The following is a 16,689-nucleotide window of genomic DNA, read 5'->3' on the forward strand; positions in this document are numbered from 1 at the left end:
ATGCAGTGCGCACCCGCCGATCCGGACAGTCCTGAGGCGCGGGTGCTGGTCAAGGAACTCGATGCCGCGCTGGCTGCGATTTGCGGCGACAGCGGCTCGGGCTCCTTCGATCCGGCCGACGTGCGCGGGCCGTGTTCGGTCTTTCTGATCGCGAGAGACGGAGATGGCCTGGCGCTCGGTTGCGGTGCCGTACGGCCGCTGGCGCCGGGCGTGGCGGAACTGAAAAGGATGTATGCCAGGCCAGGCAGCGGCGCCGGGCTGGCGTTATTGAAGGCGCTGGAAGCGCAGGCGCTCGCCTTCGGCTACCGCGAATTGTGGCTGTCGACGCGCTGCGTCAACCAGCGGGCGCTGGCGTTTTATGCGCGCAATGGCTATCTGCCGGTCGCACATTATGGCAGGTATGTAGGACGGGAAGAATCCGCCTGCCTCGGCAAGCGGCTTCAATAGATCGTAGGGGTGGTCGAGGCCAATGGCCTCGGCCACGGTTTCATCGGGCACTCCGTGCCCACGCGGTCGTGCCGATGCGAACCGCAACGCATCGCCCCACAAAATCAGCCGAAGAACTGGGCCAGCTCCGGCACCCGTTTCACCAGCACACCAACCACATACAAGGCCAGGCACGCCAGCCCGATCTTGTTCATGCGCGCCCGGCTCATGGCCGGCCGGCCGGTCTTCTTGATGTGCAGCGCGTCCCGCAGCAACATGGCCGCGTAGATCGTCATGGCGAGACCGGTGATGAACACCCCGGCGCCATCGCCGCGCGCACCGACGACCAGGTCGAACAGGCCCAGGAAGCCGAGCACGGCAGCCATGATGAAATTGAAAGCGGCCGAAGGCGCGGCGGCGGGTCGTTGTTGCATGAGCAAATCCTGACTGGTTAGCACAAAATAAACCCGGGATGATACCGCAATCGCCGGGCCCGGCGCCGCACCGGCGCGGGCGATTTCTTATAGAATGGCGCCATCTATCTCATCTCCACCGAAGGCACACACATGAGCGACGTACAAACCTGGATCAAAGACACCGTGACCAACACTCCGGTCGTGCTGTTCATGAAGGGCACCGCACAATTCCCGCAATGCGGCTTCTCCGGCCGCGCCATCCAGATCCTGAAAGCCTGCGGCGTCGATAACATCGCCACCGTCAACGTGCTGGAAGATCCGGAAGTGCGCCAGGGCATCAAGGACTTCTCGAACTGGCCGACCATCCCGCAGCTCTACGTGAACGGCGAGTTCATCGGCGGCTCCGACATCATGAACGAGATGTTCGAGTCGGGCGAACTGCAGGCGATGTTCAAGAAGTAATGAGTAGCCCACGACCGCGTCGTATCGTCGTCGCCATCACCGGCGCGACCGGCGCGGTCTATGGCGTGCGCCTGCTGCAACGATTGAAAGCGGTCGAAGGCGTCGAGACCCACCTCGTGATGTCCGACGCCGCCTCCCTCACGCTGCACCAGGAAGTCGGCATGCAGCGGCGCGAGGTCGAGGCGCTGGCCCACGTCGTCCATAAAAATCGGGAAATCGGTGCATCGATTGCCAGCGGCTCGTTCCAGACCGACGGCATGGTGATCGCGCCCTGCTCGATGAAGACACTGGCCGCCGTGGCGCATGGCCTGGCGGACAACCTGGTCGCACGCGCGGCCGACGTGATCCTGAAGGAACGCCGGCGCCTGGTGCTGATGGTGCGCGAAACGCCGCTCAACCTGGCGCACCTGCGCAATATGACGGCGGTCACGGAAATGGGCGGCATCGTGTTTCCGCCCCTGCCTAGCTTTTATCACCGGCCGGCGAGCATCGACGAGATGGTCGACCACACGCTCGACCGCGTGCTGGATCTATTAGGCCTGGAAAATACCGCCGCGCCACGCTGGTCCGGCATGCGCGGCACGCCGGACACGCCAGCGGGCTGAACGGCAGCGCTTATCGCTGGATTAGCGCTTCAAATGGTCGCTGTCGCCGGCCTTCTTCAATTCCCTGGCTTCCTCCAGCATCCTGCGCTGGGCAATGCGCTTGCGCATCACTTCGGCATGGCGCGCGGCCGACATCGGCGGCGCGGTCATGAGTTCTTTCAGCTGGGCGGTGTTCATGTAATTGCTTTTCATAGGCGCACGATCCTCGGCTGTGAGAAATCGATTATGCGCCAAGTTGCGGCAATTTGGACTACCTGACTCGGAAGAAAATTTGTAAGCGGAAACGCTGTCCGGAAGAAGGCGGCGGCTTACTTCGAGGGGGCCGGGTGGTTCATCCGTACCAGCATGCGGATGAATTCGCGTGCCAGCTGGCGGTGGTGCTCATCCAGGCGCTGCAGGTCGGCAATCAGCTTGACGTCGGCCGATTCGAAGCGCGCGCTGGCGCCACCGTCGGCCTGCGCCCCGGGCGCCTCGGCGCCGCCGAAACGCAGCCAGTCGGCAGGCACGCCCAGCCATTGGGCGATCATGCGCAGTTTTTCCTGGGTCGGAATGGCTTCGCCGACCAGCCATTTGCGGGCGGCGTGGACCGTGATCGGGCGGCCTTCGAAGCGAATGTTAAATTCGCGTGCCAGGCGGGTCGGGCTGTCCGGCGAGTAATGGGCGTTTTTCAGGGCCTGCTGGAGACGCTCACTGAAGCTCTCCCGTTCATTCGTGGAATTCATGATGGCACTATTTCATGCTCGACCATAAAAGTCAGTTAGCGGCCTGTAAAGACCACTTGTGACACTCGGCAGGCCGATGGCTTAACAAAGAAGTGGAAATTGAAGAGATTTTTCCCGGATGGGATGCATCATGCCACAAAATTTCCAAAAAGCATGAATGTATCGTATCTGTAGCCGTACAGAAACAAAGAGTCGTCGCGTGTGCGAGACGGGCCGGCGTTGCCGTGGCGCCGGATCCAGGGCGGACCCGGCCTGAAGCGTTCAGGTCAGTGCGAACCGGACGACGCCATCGTCCCCGGTTACACGCCTTAACATACCATCGTTCCAGAGTTTGTGCAGGTGCGCGAGCGCCTCGCCAAGGGCGAAACTGAGCTGGTGGGCGTCGAGCTGGCGCCGGAACATGATGGGCACGATGTCCATCGCGCTCTGCGGCGTGCGGCAGGCTTCCAGCACCTCGGCCAGGCGCGCCACGTGATGGGCGCGCAGCTGGGCGATCCGGGTGTGCAGGCCGCGGAAGGGTTTGCCGTGCGAGGGCAGCACCAGCACGTCGTCCGGCAGGTCGGCGAATTTATCCAGCGAATCGAGGTATTGCTGCAGCGGGTTGCCCTCCGGCTCGACGGCGAACACGGACACGTTCGTCGAAATGCGCGGCAAGACCATGTCGCCCGACACCAGCACATTCAATTCTTCCGAGTACAGCGAGGCGTGTTCCGGCGAGTGGCCGAAACCGGTGATCACGCGCCAGGCCGCAGCGCCGATCGCAACTTTCTGGCCATCCTGCAGGCGCGAATACGCGGCGGGCACGGCGGGCACCAGCGACGGATAGTAATTGCGGCGGCTGCGCATCTGCTCGAGCATGGCCGGGTCGCGCAGGCCGTGGCGCTCGAAATGGGGAATGGCCGAGGGCCCGTCCACGCCCGGCAGGGCGGCTGCCATCATGCGTGCGAAGCCGAATTCGCCGGCCGTCAGCCAGAACGGCGCATTAAAACGCTCGCACAGCCAGTGCGACAGGCCGACGTGGTCCGGATGGCAGTGGGTGGCCAGCACGCGCAGCACGGGTTGATTGTCCATGGCGCCCGCCAACACCTGCTCCCAGTTGGCGCGGGTGGCGTCGGTGGCCACGCCGCAATCGATCACCGTGTAGCCGCTCTTCCCTTCGCGTTCGTCGCGCAGCAGCCACAGGTTGATGTGGTCTAGCGCGAACGGCAGCGGCATGCGCAGCCAGCCGACGCCGGGCGCGACCTCCTCTACGCTGCCGGGCGCCGGCAGCAGCTCGGCGAAGGGATAGGACAGTTCGGATTCGAGCGGATTCATGTTCGACAATCTTTCGTATTCGGGATGGGTCGTGCGCGCTACAATGCGTTTGACGTTGACGTAAACGGAAAACGCGTTAGAAGATTCTAAGCGATTCCACGATCTGCCACTTTCAGCCGCTTCAGTGCTACCGGAAATGCCCACGACCTACACCATCGCCGAACTGGCCCGCGAATTCGACATCACTGCGCGCGCGATCCGCTTCTATGAAGATCAGGGCTTACTCAGCCCCAGCCGCGAAGGCGTCGGCGGACGCAACCGCGTCTACACGCCGCGCGACCGCACCCGTTTGAAGCTGACGCTGCGCGGCAAGCGCCTCGGCCTGACCCTGTCGGAAATCAAGAGCATCGTCGACATGTACGAGTCGCCGAAGGACACCCAAGCGCAGATCGACCGCTTCCTGGGCGTACTGGCCCACCAGCGCGAGACGCTGGAACAACAGCGCGCCGACATCGAGATGGCGCTGGAGGAAATTTCCGCGCACGAGGAAGAATGCCGGCGCCTGCTGGCCGACAGCGCCGCGGGCGGTGTTTCGCTGGACAGCAAGGCCGCCTGATTCCCACGGAAGCCGGCCGGCTTCCTTTACTCTCTACTTGACGTTTACGTTAACGTCACACGCGAGTATCATGCACAGTGCTCAACAACCCCGTTCACCGAGAGGACGACCATGCTGCATCTTCCAGGCTTGACCTTTGACCATGGCGAAGACATCGCCGCGCTGCGCGAAGCAGTCCAACAGTTCGCGGCGAGCGAGATCGCCCCGCGCGCTGCCGAGATCGATCGTACCGACCAGTTCCCGATGGATTTGTGGAAGAAGATGGGCGAACTGGGCTTACTCGGCATCACCGTGAGCGAGGAATACGGCGGCGCCAACATGGGCTACCTGGCCCACATCGTCGCGATGGAAGAAATCTCGCGCGCCTCCGCCTCGGTCGGCTTGTCCTACGGCGCCCACTCGAACCTGTGCGTCAACCAGATCAAGCGCAACGGTAACGAAGAGCAGAAGCGCAAGTACCTGCCGAAGCTGATCTCGGGCGAGCACGTCGGTGCACTGGCGATGTCGGAACCGAACGCCGGCTCGGACGTCGTCAGCATGAAGCTGAAAGCCGAACTGAAGGGCGACCGCTACGTCCTGAACGGCACGAAAATGTGGATCACCAACGGTCCGGACGCCGACACCCTGGTCGTCTACGCCAAGACCGACCTGGAAGCCGGCCCGCGCGGCATGACCGCCTTCCTGATCGAAAAAGGTTTTAAAGGGTTCTCGATCGCGCAAAAGCTCGACAAGCTCGGCATGCGCGGCTCGCACACGGGCGAACTGGTGTTCCAGGATTGCGAAGTGCCGGTCGAGAACGTGCTGGGCGGCGTCGGCAAGGGCGTCAATGTCCTGATGTCGGGCCTGGACTTCGAGCGCACCGTCCTGTCCGGCGGTCCGCTGGGCATCATGTCGGCCTGCATGGATTCGGTCGTCCCTTACATTCACGAGCGCAAGCAGTTCGGCCAGGCGATCGGCGAATTCCAGCTCATGCAAGGCAAGATCGCCGACATGTATTCGACCATGATGGCGTGCCGCGCCTACGTGTATGCCGTCGGCCAGGCCTGCGACCGCGCGACCTCGCCTGAGCAGGTGCGCGCCCTGCGCAAGGACGCCGCCGGCGCCATCCTGTACAGCGCCGAAAAGGCGACCTGGATGGCGGGCGAAGCGATCCAGACCCTGGGCGGCAATGGGTATATCAACGAGTATCCGGTCGGTCGTCTCTGGCGCGATGCGAAGCTCTACGAAATCGGCGCCGGCACCAGCGAAATCCGCCGCATGCTGATCGGCCGCGAGTTGTTTGGCGAGACGATGTAATAGGGCGAACTGGAACGGAAGGATGTAAGGTGGGCGGCTTTGCCGCCCACGCGGTGATCGTTACCGGCTCCGATATCGGACCGGATGATCTTGCAGCTAACTACCACCGCGTGGGCGGGAAACCCGCCCACCTTACTTGCAATAAAATAGCCGTTCAATAAGGCCCCCGCGCGAGACGAACGATGACACAAGTTGCGTTCCCCAAAATGCTGTCTTCCCAGATCGCATTCGACATCGCGCGCACCATCCTGGACGGCTTCGACAAGCACTACCGCCTGTTCCGCGCGGCCAGCCAGGCGGCGAAACGCCATTTCGAGACCGCCAGCTGGCCCGTCGCCCAGCGCGCCGCGCGCGAGCGCATCGACTACTACGACCAGCGCGTCCAGGAAACCGTCGCCGCCCTGGAAGACGCCTACACGGCCGACGAGCTGGGCGACGCTGTCTGGCGCGAAACCAAGCTCCACTACATCGGCCTGCTGTCCGGCCACAAGCAGCCGGAACTGGCCGAGACCTTTTTTAATTCCGTCAGCTGCCGCATCCTGCACCGCAGCTATTACCACAACGATTTCCTGTTCGTGCGCCCGGTGATCTCGACCGAATACATCGAGACCGACGAGCTGCTGCCAACCTACCGCGTGTATTACCCGGCGGCCGACGGCCTGCGTTTCGCGCTAAAACGCATCGTCACCAACTTCCAGCTCGACTGCCCCTTCGCCGACCTGGACCGCGACGTGCGTTTGGTCGAAACGCGCATGAGCGAAGCTTTCGGTCTCGACCAGGCCGAACCGAACCAGCAATTCCAGGTCTTGTCGAACCTGTTCTTCCGTAACAAAGGCGCCTACATCGTCGGCCGCGCGATCAACGGCGCGCGCGACTATCCGTTCGTGATTCCCCTGCTGCACAACCGGCGCGGCGAACTGGTGCTCGATACGGTACTGACCGACCCGCGCCAGATCGCCGTCCTGTTCTCGTTTACGCGCGCATACTTTTTGGTCGACATGGAAGTGCCCTCGGCCTATGTGCAATTCCTGCGCAGCCTGCTGCCCCGCAAGCCCAAGAGCGAGATCTATACGCTGCTCGGCCTGCAGAAACAGGGCAAGACCCTGTTCTACCGCGATTACCTGCAGCATTTAAAACACAGCTCCGACCAGTTCCAGAGCGCGCCCGGCATCCGCGGCCTGGTCATGCTCGTCTTCGAGCTGCCCTCCTTTCCCTATGTGTTCAAGGTGATCAAGGATTTCTATCCGCCGCCGAAGGAGACGACCCGCGCCCAGGTCAAAGAGAAGTATTTATTGGTGAAACACCACGACCGGGTCGGGCGCATGGCCGATACGCTCGAGTATTCCGACGTCGCCTTTCCCTTGCACCGCTTCAGCGAAGCGCTGCTGGCCGAACTGCGCCAGCATGCGCCCTCCCTCATCGAGATCGAGGGCGAGCACCTCATCGTCAAGCACCTGTACATCGAACGGCGCATGGTGCCGCTGAACATGTTCCTGGCCGCGGCCGGACAGGCGAACGACGACGAACGCCTGGAGCACGGCATCCTCGAATATGGGAATGCGATTCGCGACCTGGTCGCCGCGAATATTTTTCCAGGCGATATGCTGTATAAAAATTTCGGGCTGACGCGCCAGAACCGGGTCGTGTTCTACGACTACGACGAGATCGAATATCTGACCGATTGCGTATTCCGCGACGTACCAGAGGCGCGCACTGAGGAAGAGGAAATGGCGGCCGAGCCCTGGTACCCGATCGGCAAACACGATGTCTTTCCCGAACAATTCGGCCGTTTCCTTCTTGGAAATCCGAAGATTCGCCACTACTTTATGCAGCACCACGCGGACTTGCTGACGCGCGCCTGGTGGCAGGCGCACAAGGACCGCATCCTGGCCGGCGAAGTCCAGGATATTTTTCCGTACCCGCAGCACATCCGTTTTCACCACCCGCTCACCACCCCGGCGCAGACAAGCGAAGCGCCATCCCTTTTGGAGAACCAACAATGAATGATCCAGTCGTTATCGTCGGCGCCGCCCGTACCCCGATGGGCGCCTTCCAGGGCGATTTCTCGTCGAAATCGGCGAGCGACCTCGGTGCGGTGGCAATCAAGGCCGCGGTCGAGCGCGCCGGCGTCGATCCGCAATCGGTCGAGCACGTCTACTTCGGCAACTGCCTGATGGCGGGACAAGGCCAGGCCCCTGCACGCCAGGCCCTGATCAAGGCCGGCCTGCCGCTGTCGACCGGCGCCGTGACCCTCTCTAAAATGTGCGGCTCGGCCATGCAGGCCGCGATCTTCGCCCATGACCAGCTGGTCGCCGGCAGCGCCGACGTCGTCGTCGCCGGCGGCATGGAGTCGATGACCAACGCCCCTTACCTGATCCCGAAGGCACGCGGCGGCTACCGCATCGGCCACGCGCCGATGTTCGACCACATGATGCTCGACGGCCTGGAAGACGCCTACTCGCGCAACGAAAAGACCGGCGAAGGCCGCTCGATGGGCACCTTCGCCGAAGAATGCGTGGCCACGTACCAGTTTACGCGCGAGGAGCAGGATAATTTCGCGATCGAATCGGTGAAACGCGCGCAGGCGGCCAACAACGACGGCAGCTTCGGCTGGGAAGTCGCCCCGGTCACGCTGGCGACCCGCACCGGCGAGCTGGTGGTCGAGAAGGACGAAGGCCCGATGAAGGCCAAGATCGACAAGATCCCGTCGCTGAAGCCTGCATTTAAAAAAGAAGGCACCGTCACGGCCGCTTCGTCCTCGTCGATCAACGACGGCGCCGCAGCCCTCGTGATGATGCGCGAATCGAAGGCCAAGGAACTCGGTCTCACCCCGATCGCGCGCGTGATCGGCCACGCCACCCACGCCCAGGAACCGAACCTGTTCACGACCGCTCCGATCGGCGCGATGCAGAAGCTCTTTAAAAAGACCGGCTGGATGCCGAACGATGTCGACCTGTTCGAGATCAACGAAGCTTTTGCTGCCGTGCCGATGGCCGCCATGCGCGACCTCGACATCCCGCATTCGAAAGTCAACATCCACGGCGGCGCCTGCGCGCTGGGCCACCCGATCGGCGCCTCGGGCGCGCGTATCATCGTTACCCTGCTGGGCGCGCTGAAGAAGACCGGCGGCAAGCGTGGCGTGGCCTCGCTCTGCATCGGCGGCGGTGAAGCCACCGCGATGGCGATCGAGATGGTGTAAAGCCTCTCGTAGGGTGGACGGATTTCCGTCCACGCGTTCAACGCACGTGTTTGCAATCGCATTGCGGTTATTCTTCTGGTGCTTGAACGCGTGGACGGCAGAGCCGTCCACCCTACGAACTCATAGGGACAACATCATGCCTACCGCTTTGATCATCGGCGCCTCGCGGGGCATCGGCCACGAACTGGCGCGTCAATACCGTGCTGACGGCTGGCGCGTGATCGCCACCGCCCGCAAGCCGCAAGACCTCGAAGAACTGAAACAACTGGGCGCCGAGCCGCACGAGCTCGACGTCACGAATACCGAGGCCATCGCCGGCCTGGGCTGGAAGCTCGACGACGAAAAGATCGACACCGCCTGGCTGGTCGCTGGCCTGTACGGCCCGCGCCACGACGGTTTTCCTACCCAGCAGGATTTCGACGCCGTGATGCACACCAACGTGCTGGCCGCGATGCGCCTGCTGCCGATCGTCGCGCCGCTGGTCGCTCTCACGCGCGGCAAACTCGGCGTGCTGTCCTCGCAGATGGGATCGATCGGCGGGCGCCACAGCGCCAACGGCTCGCTCTACCGCGCCAGCAAGGCGGCCCTGAACTCGGTGCTGCGCGACACGGCCATCACGTTCGGCCCGCAAGGCGCCACCTGCATCGCCTTTCATCCGGGCTGGGTCCAGACCGACATGGGCGGCGCCGGCGCCGCGCTATCGGTCGAAGACAGTGTGCGCGACCTGCGCACCACGCTGGCGAACGCGCAGCCGGATGCGAATGGCACTTTCCTGAACCACGACGGCGCCCCGATTCCCTGGTAAGCCGATCACACAACAACATACGAGACACCATGATCCTGACCGAAGAACACCAGATGATCCGCGACGCCCTGCGCAGCTTTGCGCAGGAGCGCCTGGCCCCGCAGGCCGCCCGCTGGGACAAGGAACACTATTTCCCGAAAGCCGAACTGAAGGAACTGGCCCAGCTCGGCGCCTTCGGCGTGGCGGTGCCGGAACAATACGGCGGCGCGGGCCTCGACTACGTGTCGCTGGCGCTGGTGCTGGAAGAAATCGCGGCCGGCGACGGCGGCATCTCGACCATCATCTCGGTCAACAACTGCCCGGTGTGCTCGATCGCCATGATGTACGCGAACGAGGAGCAGAAAGAACGCTTCCTGCGCCCGCTGGCGCAAGGCGAGATGCTGGGCGCCTTCGCGCTGACGGAACCGCACACGGGCAGCGATGCATCGGCCCTGCGCACTACCGCCACGCGCGACGGCGACGAATACGTCATCAACGGCACCAAGCAGTTCATCACCAGCGGCAAATACGGAGACGTCGCCATCGTCATGGCGGTGACCGACAAGGCGGCCGGCAAGGAGGGCATCAGCGCCTTCTGGGTACCGATCGACACCCCCGGCTACATCGTCGCCGGCCTGGAACACAAGATGGGCCAGCATTCGTCGGACACGGCGCAGATCGTATTCGAGAACTGCCGCATCCCGGCGCGTAACCTGATCGGCGAAGAAGGCATGGGCTATAAAATCGCCCTGTCCGGCCTGGAAGGCGGGCGCATCGGCATCGCCTCGCAATCGGTCGGCATGGCGCGCGCGGCCTTCGAGGCGGCGCTGAGCTACGCCAAAGAGCGCGAGAGCTTCGGCAAGCCGATCTTCGAGCACCAGTCCGTGCAGTTCCGCCTGTCGGAGATGGCGATGCAGATCGAAGCGGCGCGCCAGCTGATCCTGCATGCGGCTTCCTTGAAAGACGCGGGCGTGCCCTGCCTGAAGGAAGCGGCGATGGCGAAGCTGTTCGCTTCCGAGATGGCCGAGCGCGTTGTTTCCAGCGCCATGCAGGTCTTCGGCGGCTACGGTTATGTGGCCGATTTCCCGATCGAGCGCATTTATCGCGACGTGCGCGTCTGCCAGATCTACGAAGGCACCAGCGACATCCAGAAGATCCTGATTGCACGGGCACTCTGAGATGAGCGGCGCGGCGCCACCTGCGATCCAGGCCGTCGCGCCGGCCGACCTGCCGGCCCTGTTCGTCTACCTGGACGAGCACCTGCAGGACAACGGCCGCGCCGGCACGCCCCTGTTCCAGCCGATGGCGCGCGCCGATTCGCGCTTCCCCGTCGACAAGCGCGCGGCGTTTGCCATCGGCCTGAATGCGGAGGTCGGCGCGCCGGGCTGGCGCCGTGCCTGGATGGCGCTCGATGCGGACGGCGCCATTGCCGGCCACGTCGACCTGCGCGCGCGGCCCGAACGGGCCGCCGCCCACCGCTGCCTGCTCGGCATGGGCGTACACCGCGACTGGCGCCGCCAGGGACTGGGCGAGCGCCTGCTGGCGGCGGCGCTCGACTGGGCGCGTTCCCAGCCAGGTCTCGACTGGGTCGACCTCGAAGTCTTGTCGAACAACGCGCCGGCGCGCCGCCTGTACGAGCGCTGCGGCTTCGTCTTCGCCGGCGAATTGCCCGACCTGTTCCGTATCGATGGCGAGCAGCATGGGTATGTGTACATGGTGCACAAGCTCTGACAGGCGCTCCCCGTCCTATATTGCTTTACTTGCAACAGAGGAAAGACGCATAATGATGCATTCAAGCATCGTTTTTCCCCATCGAGTCTCTGTCATGCACATTCGTCGTCTTTGCCCTTCCCTCGCCGTATTCTTCGCCTCGCTCGCCGCAGCAGGCGCCCCTGCCCTGGCCACGGAGCCGGCCTGGCTCGGCGCGGCCGACTGCCGCATTGCGCCGCTCGAACCGGCACCAACCAGCGAAGTGAAGTGGACGGGCGGCTGTGTCGACGGTTATGCCAGCGGCAAAGGGGTACTCACCTGGACCAATGCGGCCTTCGGCATGGCGATGCTCGACGCGACGCTGGTGCGCGGCGCGGCAAGCGGCGAGGCGGTTCTCAAGTTCGGCAAGGCGATCTACGAGGGTACGACCCGAAACGGCTTGCCGGAAGGCCAGGGCTACCTGCAGGTGGAAGACTGGGGCTGGTACGAAGGCGCGTTCGTCAAGGGCGCACCGCATGGCAAGGGCACGCACCTGACGGTCAACCGCTCGCGTTACACGGGCGATTGGATTCAGGGCGTGCGCCACGGCCAGGGGGAAGCGACGTTTACCACCGGCGGCAGCTATACCGGCAGCTGGAAGAACGACGTATTCGACGGCCAGGGCACCATCGTCTACGCCGGCGCCGGCCACAAGTACGAAGGGCTGTTCCAGGATGGCCGCGTCGCCGGCCTGCCCGCAGCGCAGGTCGAGAAAGGCCTTTACCGCACCACCGGCGGCATGAGGTGGAGTCCCGCTAACTACGAGGGGACCACTTCCGCGCTGCCCATGAATGCACGCTGGGATGAGCTGACGCCGGGTCAGAAAAACGTCGTCCGCATGGGCTATCCGGCGCTGGAAGCCGGCGACGAGCCGCCGTTTCCGGCCAAGGGCCAGGGTCCGCTGTTCGACACGGTGCAGCGCATGAACTACACCTTCGGCCTGGTCAAGGGCGAGCTGCTGGTACACGTCCTGGTCGGCAAGGATGGCAAGCCGCTCAGCGTGACGGCCTATGGCGCGCCCAGCGCCACCTTCGTACGCGCACTGTCGACGCAGTTGATGCTGGAGCGATTCAAGCCGGCGCTGTGCAGGGGCGAGCCCTGCGACATGGTCTATCCGCTCCACTACAGTTTTTCGGTCGCCGACGCAACCTGAAGGACGCGACCTCAGCTGACCGCCGGCTCCAGCAAGGTCACCGTCTGCCGCTGCGTATCGATGGTGGCGCGGATCCCCATCGGAATCGTGAACTGGTCGCGGATATGCCCGATCGAGTAGCCCGTCACGGCCGGAATCGACAGCGGCTGCAAGTGCATGTCCAGCGTCTCGTCGAGCGTGAGCGAAATGTCTTCGTGCTCGGGTCCGCAGTCTTCGCAAATCCCGATCATGACCCCGGCCGCCTTCGAAAAGCCGACCGATAGATCGAGCTGGGTCATCCAGCGGTCGATCCGGTAGGGCGCTTCGTTCACCTCTTCCAGGAACAGGATGCCGTCCTTGAAATCAAGCGCGTAGGGCGTGCCGGCCAGGGCCGCGACCAGGCTCAGGTTGCCGCCGATCAGGGGGCCAGTCGCCACGCCGCCGTGCACGGTACGCATCGCGAAATGCGGCTTTTCCAACGCGCGCCGGCTGTTTTCCAGCGCCATCGGGATCGTGTACGTCGGCTGCGGGCCGGACAGCACCGCCATCATGTGTTCGATTGAATAATCGGTCATGGTCGACGAGGCCACCGGCCCGTGGAAAGTGACCAGTCCCGCGTGCTTGAGGATCGCCAGGTGCAGCGCCGTGATGTCGGAATAGCCCAATAAAATTTTCGGGTTATCCCGGATCAGCTTGAAATCGAGACGGGCCAGCAGCGAGATACAGCCCGAACCGCCGCGCACCGGCCAGATCATCTTGACCTCCGGGTCGCCGAACATGGCGTGCAGGTCGGCCAGCCGCTGCGGCACGGTGCCGCCATAATTGCCGTTCACTTCGCGCAGGGACGCGCCTTCGCGCACCCTGAAACCGAGGGCCTCGATGTTGCGGCGGGCTTTCGCGATCGATTTTTCGGTGGCGTAGCCGCCGGGGGCGATCAGGCCGACGGTGTCGCCCGGCTGCAGGCGGGGAGGTTTGATCAGGGTTTTCATGCGGGGGCGGATCGAGGGGCGCTTGCGCGGCGCGGCCAGCGCGGCGGCCGGCAGCAATGCGGCAGCAGCAAGCAGGGAAGAAAAGGCGCGGCGGCTGATGCTCATGCGGCTTGGTTTAATAGAAAAAACAGCCCCGGGAAACGCGCTGGCGCTTCCCGGGGCTGCAGATTGTCTCACGGTCGATCAGAAGAACTTGTGCTTCAGCGTCAGCGAGTACGAACGGCCACGTGGATCGGCTACGCGTGGATCCCAGCCGGCACCGACCACTTCGTCGACGTTGTGCGCCGTGAACGGCGGATCGCGGTCGAACAGGTTCTGGATGCCGAAGGTGATCGACGTGTTCTTGAAGCCGGTGTAGGTCGTCGACAGGCCGAAGCGGGTGTAGCTCGACACGTCAGGATCGAAGCCGGCCGGCGGTGCGCCGATGCCCTTGTTCGGCAGCTGGTCCTTGTAACCGCTGGCGAAGTACTGGCTCAGCATGCCGCTCCAGTCGCCACGGCTGACGGTCAGCGTCGCGCTGTGCTTCCAGCGCAGGTACAGGTCGCGCGTGAAGAACTGGCCGACGTATTCCTTGAACGGCTGGCCGGCCAGTTCGGCGAACTTGTAGCTCTGGGTCCAGGTGCCGTCCAGCGCTGCGCTCCATTTGACGTCCGTTACCTTGCCGTCGGCGCGCAGGCCGAGGTCGGCGCCGCGGGTCTTGACGCCGCCGGCATTGATCCAGCCCGCCTGCACGTAGTCGATGGTGCCGACGCCGCTGCCGTTGGCCGGATTACGGATCACGTTCGCTGCCAGGCCCGGCTGGTTGGCCAGGATGATCTGCGGCGTGCGGTTCAGGATCTTGTCCTGGGTGTTGATGATCCAGTAGTCGAGCGAAGCGGAGAAGCCCTTGAACGGCTCGACCACCATGCCCAGCGTGCCCTGCTTCGAGGTTTCCGGCTTCAGGTTCGAATTGCCGCCGCTCTTGTAGTCCAGGCGTGGGATCGCGCAGTAGTCGGGATTACCCGGATTGAGCGGGCAGCCGACCGGATCGATCGTGCCGTTCGGCAGTTCCTGGTCGAGCGACGCCGAATACAGCTGGGTGAAGCTAGGCGCCAGGAAGCCCTTGTTGGCCGAACCGCGGAACAGCAGCCAGTTGGCCGGCTGGTAGCGGAAGGCGATCTTCGGATTGGTGGTCGCGCCGATCACGCTGTAGTCGTCGCGGCGCACCGCCAGCTGGACTTCGAGGTCTTTTACGACAGGAATGATCAATTCGGCGTACACGGCCTTGATGTCGCGCGTCGCTTCCTTCAGCGCGGCATTGCCCGGCGCCAGCAGGATCTGGGTGGCATCGGCGTCCTGGCCGTATTCGTAGCCTTCGCGGCGCAGGTCGAAGCCGACCGCGGCGGCGACAGCGCCGGCCGGCAGGTCGAACACCTCACCCGAGATCGAGCCGTCGAGCTGGGTCAGCGTGGTACGGCCGTGCTGCAGGTCGCCGCGGAACTTGGTCGACTCGATCAGCGCCATCGCTTCGGCGGTCTGGGTCTGGCCCGGGGCGAGCCATGGGTTGATCTTGCCGCTGCCCAGCGCCTGGTAGATCTGCGTGGTGTAGCCGTAGCCGTCCGTCAGCGCGGTCTGCGTCTTGCTCATCGCGCGCGACAGGCCGAGTTTGTAGTCCCAGCGATCCAGCGTGCCCTCGAGACCGACCAGCAGGCGGGCGCTCTCGGTGGTGTTGTCCATCGTGCGGTTGCCCCAATCGGTGGCGCGCCACTTGTAGATGATCGGCTTGGTCTTGTCGAAGGTCGAGATGTACTGCGACAGGTCCTGGTAGTACGGGCCGTTGACCGGGTAGGCGTTACCGTTCGCCAGCGAAGTCGAGATCTGCAGCGGGGTCAGGATCGACGTCACTTTCGAACGCGAGGCCATGCCTTCGACGAACAGGCGGTGGCCTGGTGCGATCTGGAAGGAACCGCGGGCGATCGCGTTGGCGCGCTCGGCCGGCGGCATCATGACGTAGTCGGCGCCGTAGTCATACGCGCACGAGAAGCGGGTACGCGTGACCGGCGTGACATCCTTCCACAGCTCGCTCTGGTACTGCGACATGTAGGGAATCGAATCGCACTTGTTCTGGAAGCTCAGCAGGTTGGCCTGCAGGTATTTGGTGGCATCGCCCGGGACCGTAAAATTCGAGCCGAGGGCAGTACCGGCGCCGGTCAGCTGGTTCGCGAACGGCGTGCCGGTGGTGTCCGGCGACAGGCCGCGGGAAGGCTGGAAGCCATTGGCGAAATCGCGGTCGTGCGAGTGCAGCATGTCGTTCTTGTCGACGGTGACGGCTGCCATCACGTTGAAGCGATCGTTTTCCAGGTCGCCATGGCCAGCCAGCAGGGTGGCGCGGCGGGTGGTGCCGCCGCCGGCTTCGGTGACGTTGGCGGTGGCCGAGGCCTCAAGGCCCTGGTAGTTGGTGCGCAGGATGAAGTTGACCACGCCGCCGACCGCGTCGGTACCGTAGATGGCCGAGGCGCCGTCTTTCAGGATCTCGACGCGGGAAATGGCGGAGAGCGGGATCGAGTTCAGGTCGACCGCCTTGCCGCTGCCGCCGTGGGTAGCGATGCGGCGGCCGTTCAGCAGCACCAGGGTGCTGTTCGGACCCAGGCCGCGCAGCGAGGCGAAGGAAGCGCCGCCGCTGACGCGGTCGGCGTCGGCGCCGAACACGTTGTTACCGGAGGTCATGTTGTCGGCGCCGGTGCCGTTGGCGGAGATGGTGCGGACCAGCTCTTCGGTCGTGGTGATGCCCTGCTTTTCGATCTGCTCGAAGGTGATGGTCTGGACCGGGAGCGCGCCTTCCTTGGCGATGCGCTTGATGCTCGAACCGGTGACCTCGACGCGTGCCATCGGTGTATTCGGTTGCAGCTGTTGTGCAACTACCGGGCTTGCCACCCCGATCAATGCAATCAGATGGGCTAATTTCTTTAACTTCACGCGTCTCTCCTAAGGGTTCCGTCAAACTTGTCAACAATGCGCACTATGTCGCTTATGTGTAATGTCACGGCATTACGTTATGAG

The 16,689-nt window shown here is 63.8% G+C and carries 17 protein-coding genes; 11 read left to right on the forward strand and 6 right to left on the reverse strand.

The window, feature by feature from the left end; genetic code table 11:
- The gene (locus ACFPQ5_RS04235; RefSeq protein WP_379752024.1) at nucleotides 1–447 is read left to right on the forward strand and encodes a GNAT family N-acetyltransferase; all 447 of its coding nucleotides are present in this window, start codon (nucleotides 1–3) and stop codon (nucleotides 445–447) included.
- 104 nt (nucleotides 448–551) lie between these two features.
- On the opposite strand, the gene ACFPQ5_RS04240 is transcribed toward ACFPQ5_RS04235, so the two are convergent.
- Nucleotides 552–860, reverse strand: a complete 309-nt coding sequence (locus ACFPQ5_RS04240) for a hypothetical protein (protein WP_379752025.1) — start codon at nucleotides 858–860, stop codon at nucleotides 552–554.
- A gap of 132 nt (nucleotides 861–992) precedes the next feature.
- On the opposite strand from ACFPQ5_RS04240, the gene grxD reads away from it, so the two are divergent.
- On the forward strand, nucleotides 993–1,304 hold the full coding sequence (gene grxD / locus ACFPQ5_RS04245; RefSeq protein ID WP_312548751.1) for a Grx4 family monothiol glutaredoxin: 312 nt from the start codon (nucleotides 993–995) through the stop codon (nucleotides 1,302–1,304).
- Nucleotides 1,304–1,909, forward strand: coding sequence for a UbiX family flavin prenyltransferase (locus ACFPQ5_RS04250; protein WP_379752026.1), 606 nt, complete (start codon nucleotides 1,304–1,306; stop codon nucleotides 1,907–1,909). Before grxD ends, ACFPQ5_RS04250 begins: the two co-directional genes overlap by 1 nt.
- Before the next feature lie 21 nt (nucleotides 1,910–1,930).
- Here ACFPQ5_RS04250 and ACFPQ5_RS04255 read toward each other — a convergent pair whose 3' ends face one another.
- The 3 genes from ACFPQ5_RS04255 to ACFPQ5_RS04265 form a co-directional block, all read right to left on the reverse strand.
- Nucleotides 1,931–2,101, reverse strand: coding sequence for a hypothetical protein (locus tag ACFPQ5_RS04255; RefSeq protein ID WP_168710053.1), 171 nt, complete (start codon nucleotides 2,099–2,101; stop codon nucleotides 1,931–1,933).
- A 116-nt stretch (nucleotides 2,102–2,217) separates the two neighbouring features.
- On the reverse strand, nucleotides 2,218–2,631 hold the full coding sequence (locus ACFPQ5_RS04260) for a hypothetical protein (protein WP_379752027.1): 414 nt from the start codon (nucleotides 2,629–2,631) through the stop codon (nucleotides 2,218–2,220).
- Between the two features lie 261 nt (nucleotides 2,632–2,892).
- Nucleotides 2,893–3,945 carry an MBL fold metallo-hydrolase gene (locus ACFPQ5_RS04265; RefSeq protein WP_379752028.1) on the reverse strand — a complete coding sequence of 351 codons (1,053 nt, stop codon included), beginning with the start codon at nucleotides 3,943–3,945 and terminating at the stop codon, nucleotides 2,893–2,895.
- Nucleotides 3,946–4,081: 136 nt separating this feature from the next.
- Here ACFPQ5_RS04265 and ACFPQ5_RS04270 point away from each other — a divergent pair, with 136 nt between their 5' ends.
- From ACFPQ5_RS04270 to ACFPQ5_RS04305, 8 genes are all read left to right on the forward strand, one after another.
- On the forward strand, nucleotides 4,082–4,501 hold the full coding sequence (locus ACFPQ5_RS04270; protein WP_379752029.1) for a MerR family transcriptional regulator: 420 nt from the start codon (nucleotides 4,082–4,084) through the stop codon (nucleotides 4,499–4,501).
- 111 nt (nucleotides 4,502–4,612) lie between these two features.
- Nucleotides 4,613–5,797, forward strand: a complete 1,185-nt coding sequence (locus ACFPQ5_RS04275; RefSeq protein WP_056340963.1) for an isovaleryl-CoA dehydrogenase — start codon at nucleotides 4,613–4,615, stop codon at nucleotides 5,795–5,797.
- Between the two features lie 182 nt (nucleotides 5,798–5,979).
- Nucleotides 5,980–7,800 (forward strand): bifunctional isocitrate dehydrogenase kinase/phosphatase, encoded by a 1,821-nt coding sequence (gene aceK, locus ACFPQ5_RS04280; protein ID WP_379752030.1) that lies wholly within the window; start codon nucleotides 5,980–5,982, stop codon nucleotides 7,798–7,800.
- Nucleotides 7,797–8,996 (forward strand): acetyl-CoA C-acyltransferase, encoded by a 1,200-nt coding sequence (locus ACFPQ5_RS04285; protein ID WP_379752031.1) that lies wholly within the window; start codon nucleotides 7,797–7,799, stop codon nucleotides 8,994–8,996. The genes aceK and ACFPQ5_RS04285 overlap by 4 nt, the downstream gene beginning before the upstream one ends.
- Nucleotides 8,997–9,132: 136 nt before the next feature.
- Entirely contained in the window at nucleotides 9,133–9,801 is a 669-nt protein-coding gene (locus ACFPQ5_RS04290; protein ID WP_379752032.1) for an SDR family oxidoreductase, read from the forward strand.
- A 29-nt stretch (nucleotides 9,802–9,830) separates the two neighbouring features.
- Nucleotides 9,831–10,958: an acyl-CoA dehydrogenase family protein gene (locus ACFPQ5_RS04295; protein ID WP_379752033.1), complete on the forward strand. Its 1,128-nt coding sequence runs from the start codon at nucleotides 9,831–9,833 to the stop codon at nucleotides 10,956–10,958.
- The gene (locus tag ACFPQ5_RS04300; RefSeq protein ID WP_379752034.1) at nucleotides 10,942–11,511 is read left to right on the forward strand and encodes a GNAT family N-acetyltransferase; all 570 of its coding nucleotides are present in this window, start codon (nucleotides 10,942–10,944) and stop codon (nucleotides 11,509–11,511) included. The genes ACFPQ5_RS04295 and ACFPQ5_RS04300 overlap by 17 nt, the downstream gene beginning before the upstream one ends.
- A 94-nt stretch (nucleotides 11,512–11,605) precedes the next feature.
- Nucleotides 11,606–12,682 (forward strand): MORN repeat-containing protein, encoded by a 1,077-nt coding sequence (locus ACFPQ5_RS04305; protein WP_379752035.1) that lies wholly within the window; start codon nucleotides 11,606–11,608, stop codon nucleotides 12,680–12,682.
- Between the two features lie 11 nt (nucleotides 12,683–12,693).
- On the opposite strand, the gene ACFPQ5_RS04310 is transcribed toward ACFPQ5_RS04305, so the two are convergent.
- Both ACFPQ5_RS04310 and ACFPQ5_RS04315 read right to left on the reverse strand, forming a co-directional pair.
- Nucleotides 12,694–13,755 (reverse strand): S66 peptidase family protein, encoded by a 1,062-nt coding sequence (locus tag ACFPQ5_RS04310; protein WP_379752036.1) that lies wholly within the window; start codon nucleotides 13,753–13,755, stop codon nucleotides 12,694–12,696.
- 78 nt (nucleotides 13,756–13,833) lie between these two features.
- The gene (locus tag ACFPQ5_RS04315; RefSeq protein ID WP_379752037.1) at nucleotides 13,834–16,518 is read right to left on the reverse strand and encodes a TonB-dependent receptor; all 2,685 of its coding nucleotides are present in this window, start codon (nucleotides 16,516–16,518) and stop codon (nucleotides 13,834–13,836) included.
- Nucleotides 16,519–16,689: the final 171 nt, after the last annotated feature.

It is taken from the genome of Massilia suwonensis (assembly GCF_042655665.1).
Classification (GTDB): Bacteria; Pseudomonadota; Gammaproteobacteria; order Burkholderiales; family Burkholderiaceae_D; genus Telluria; species Telluria suwonensis.

Bases quoted from the DNA above. Each gene is read 5' to 3' on its own strand.
- ACFPQ5_RS04260 (WP_379752027.1), bottom strand. From the start codon at position 2,631: ATGAATTCCACGAATGAACGGGAGAGCTTCAGTGAGCGTCTCCAGCAG.
- ACFPQ5_RS04250 (WP_379752026.1), top strand. From the start codon at position 1,304: ATGAGTAGCCCACGACCGCGTCGTATCGTCGTCGCCATCACCGGCGCG.
- ACFPQ5_RS04270 (WP_379752029.1), top strand. From the start codon at position 4,082: ATGCCCACGACCTACACCATCGCCGAACTGGCCCGCGAATTCGACATC.
- ACFPQ5_RS04295 (WP_379752033.1), top strand. From the start codon at position 9,831: ATGATCCTGACCGAAGAACACCAGATGATCCGCGACGCCCTGCGCAGC.
- ACFPQ5_RS04310 (WP_379752036.1), bottom strand. From the start codon at position 13,755: ATGAGCATCAGCCGCCGCGCCTTTTCTTCCCTGCTTGCTGCTGCCGCA.
- ACFPQ5_RS04315 (WP_379752037.1), bottom strand. From the start codon at position 16,518: ATGGCACGCGTCGAGGTCACCGGTTCGAGCATCAAGCGCATCGCCAAG.
- aceK (WP_379752030.1), top strand. From the start codon at position 5,980: ATGACACAAGTTGCGTTCCCCAAAATGCTGTCTTCCCAGATCGCATTC.
- ACFPQ5_RS04290 (WP_379752032.1), top strand. From the start codon at position 9,133: ATGCCTACCGCTTTGATCATCGGCGCCTCGCGGGGCATCGGCCACGAA.
- ACFPQ5_RS04305 (WP_379752035.1), top strand. From the start codon at position 11,606: ATGCACATTCGTCGTCTTTGCCCTTCCCTCGCCGTATTCTTCGCCTCG.
- grxD (WP_312548751.1), top strand. From the start codon at position 993: ATGAGCGACGTACAAACCTGGATCAAAGACACCGTGACCAACACTCCG.
- ACFPQ5_RS04265 (WP_379752028.1), bottom strand. From the start codon at position 3,945: ATGAATCCGCTCGAATCCGAACTGTCCTATCCCTTCGCCGAGCTGCTG.
- ACFPQ5_RS04235 (WP_379752024.1), top strand. From the start codon at position 1: ATGCAGTGCGCACCCGCCGATCCGGACAGTCCTGAGGCGCGGGTGCTG.
- ACFPQ5_RS04275 (WP_056340963.1), top strand. From the start codon at position 4,613: ATGCTGCATCTTCCAGGCTTGACCTTTGACCATGGCGAAGACATCGCC.
- ACFPQ5_RS04285 (WP_379752031.1), top strand. From the start codon at position 7,797: ATGAATGATCCAGTCGTTATCGTCGGCGCCGCCCGTACCCCGATGGGC.
- ACFPQ5_RS04255 (WP_168710053.1), bottom strand. From the start codon at position 2,101: ATGAAAAGCAATTACATGAACACCGCCCAGCTGAAAGAACTCATGACC.
- ACFPQ5_RS04240 (WP_379752025.1), bottom strand. From the start codon at position 860: ATGCAACAACGACCCGCCGCCGCGCCTTCGGCCGCTTTCAATTTCATC.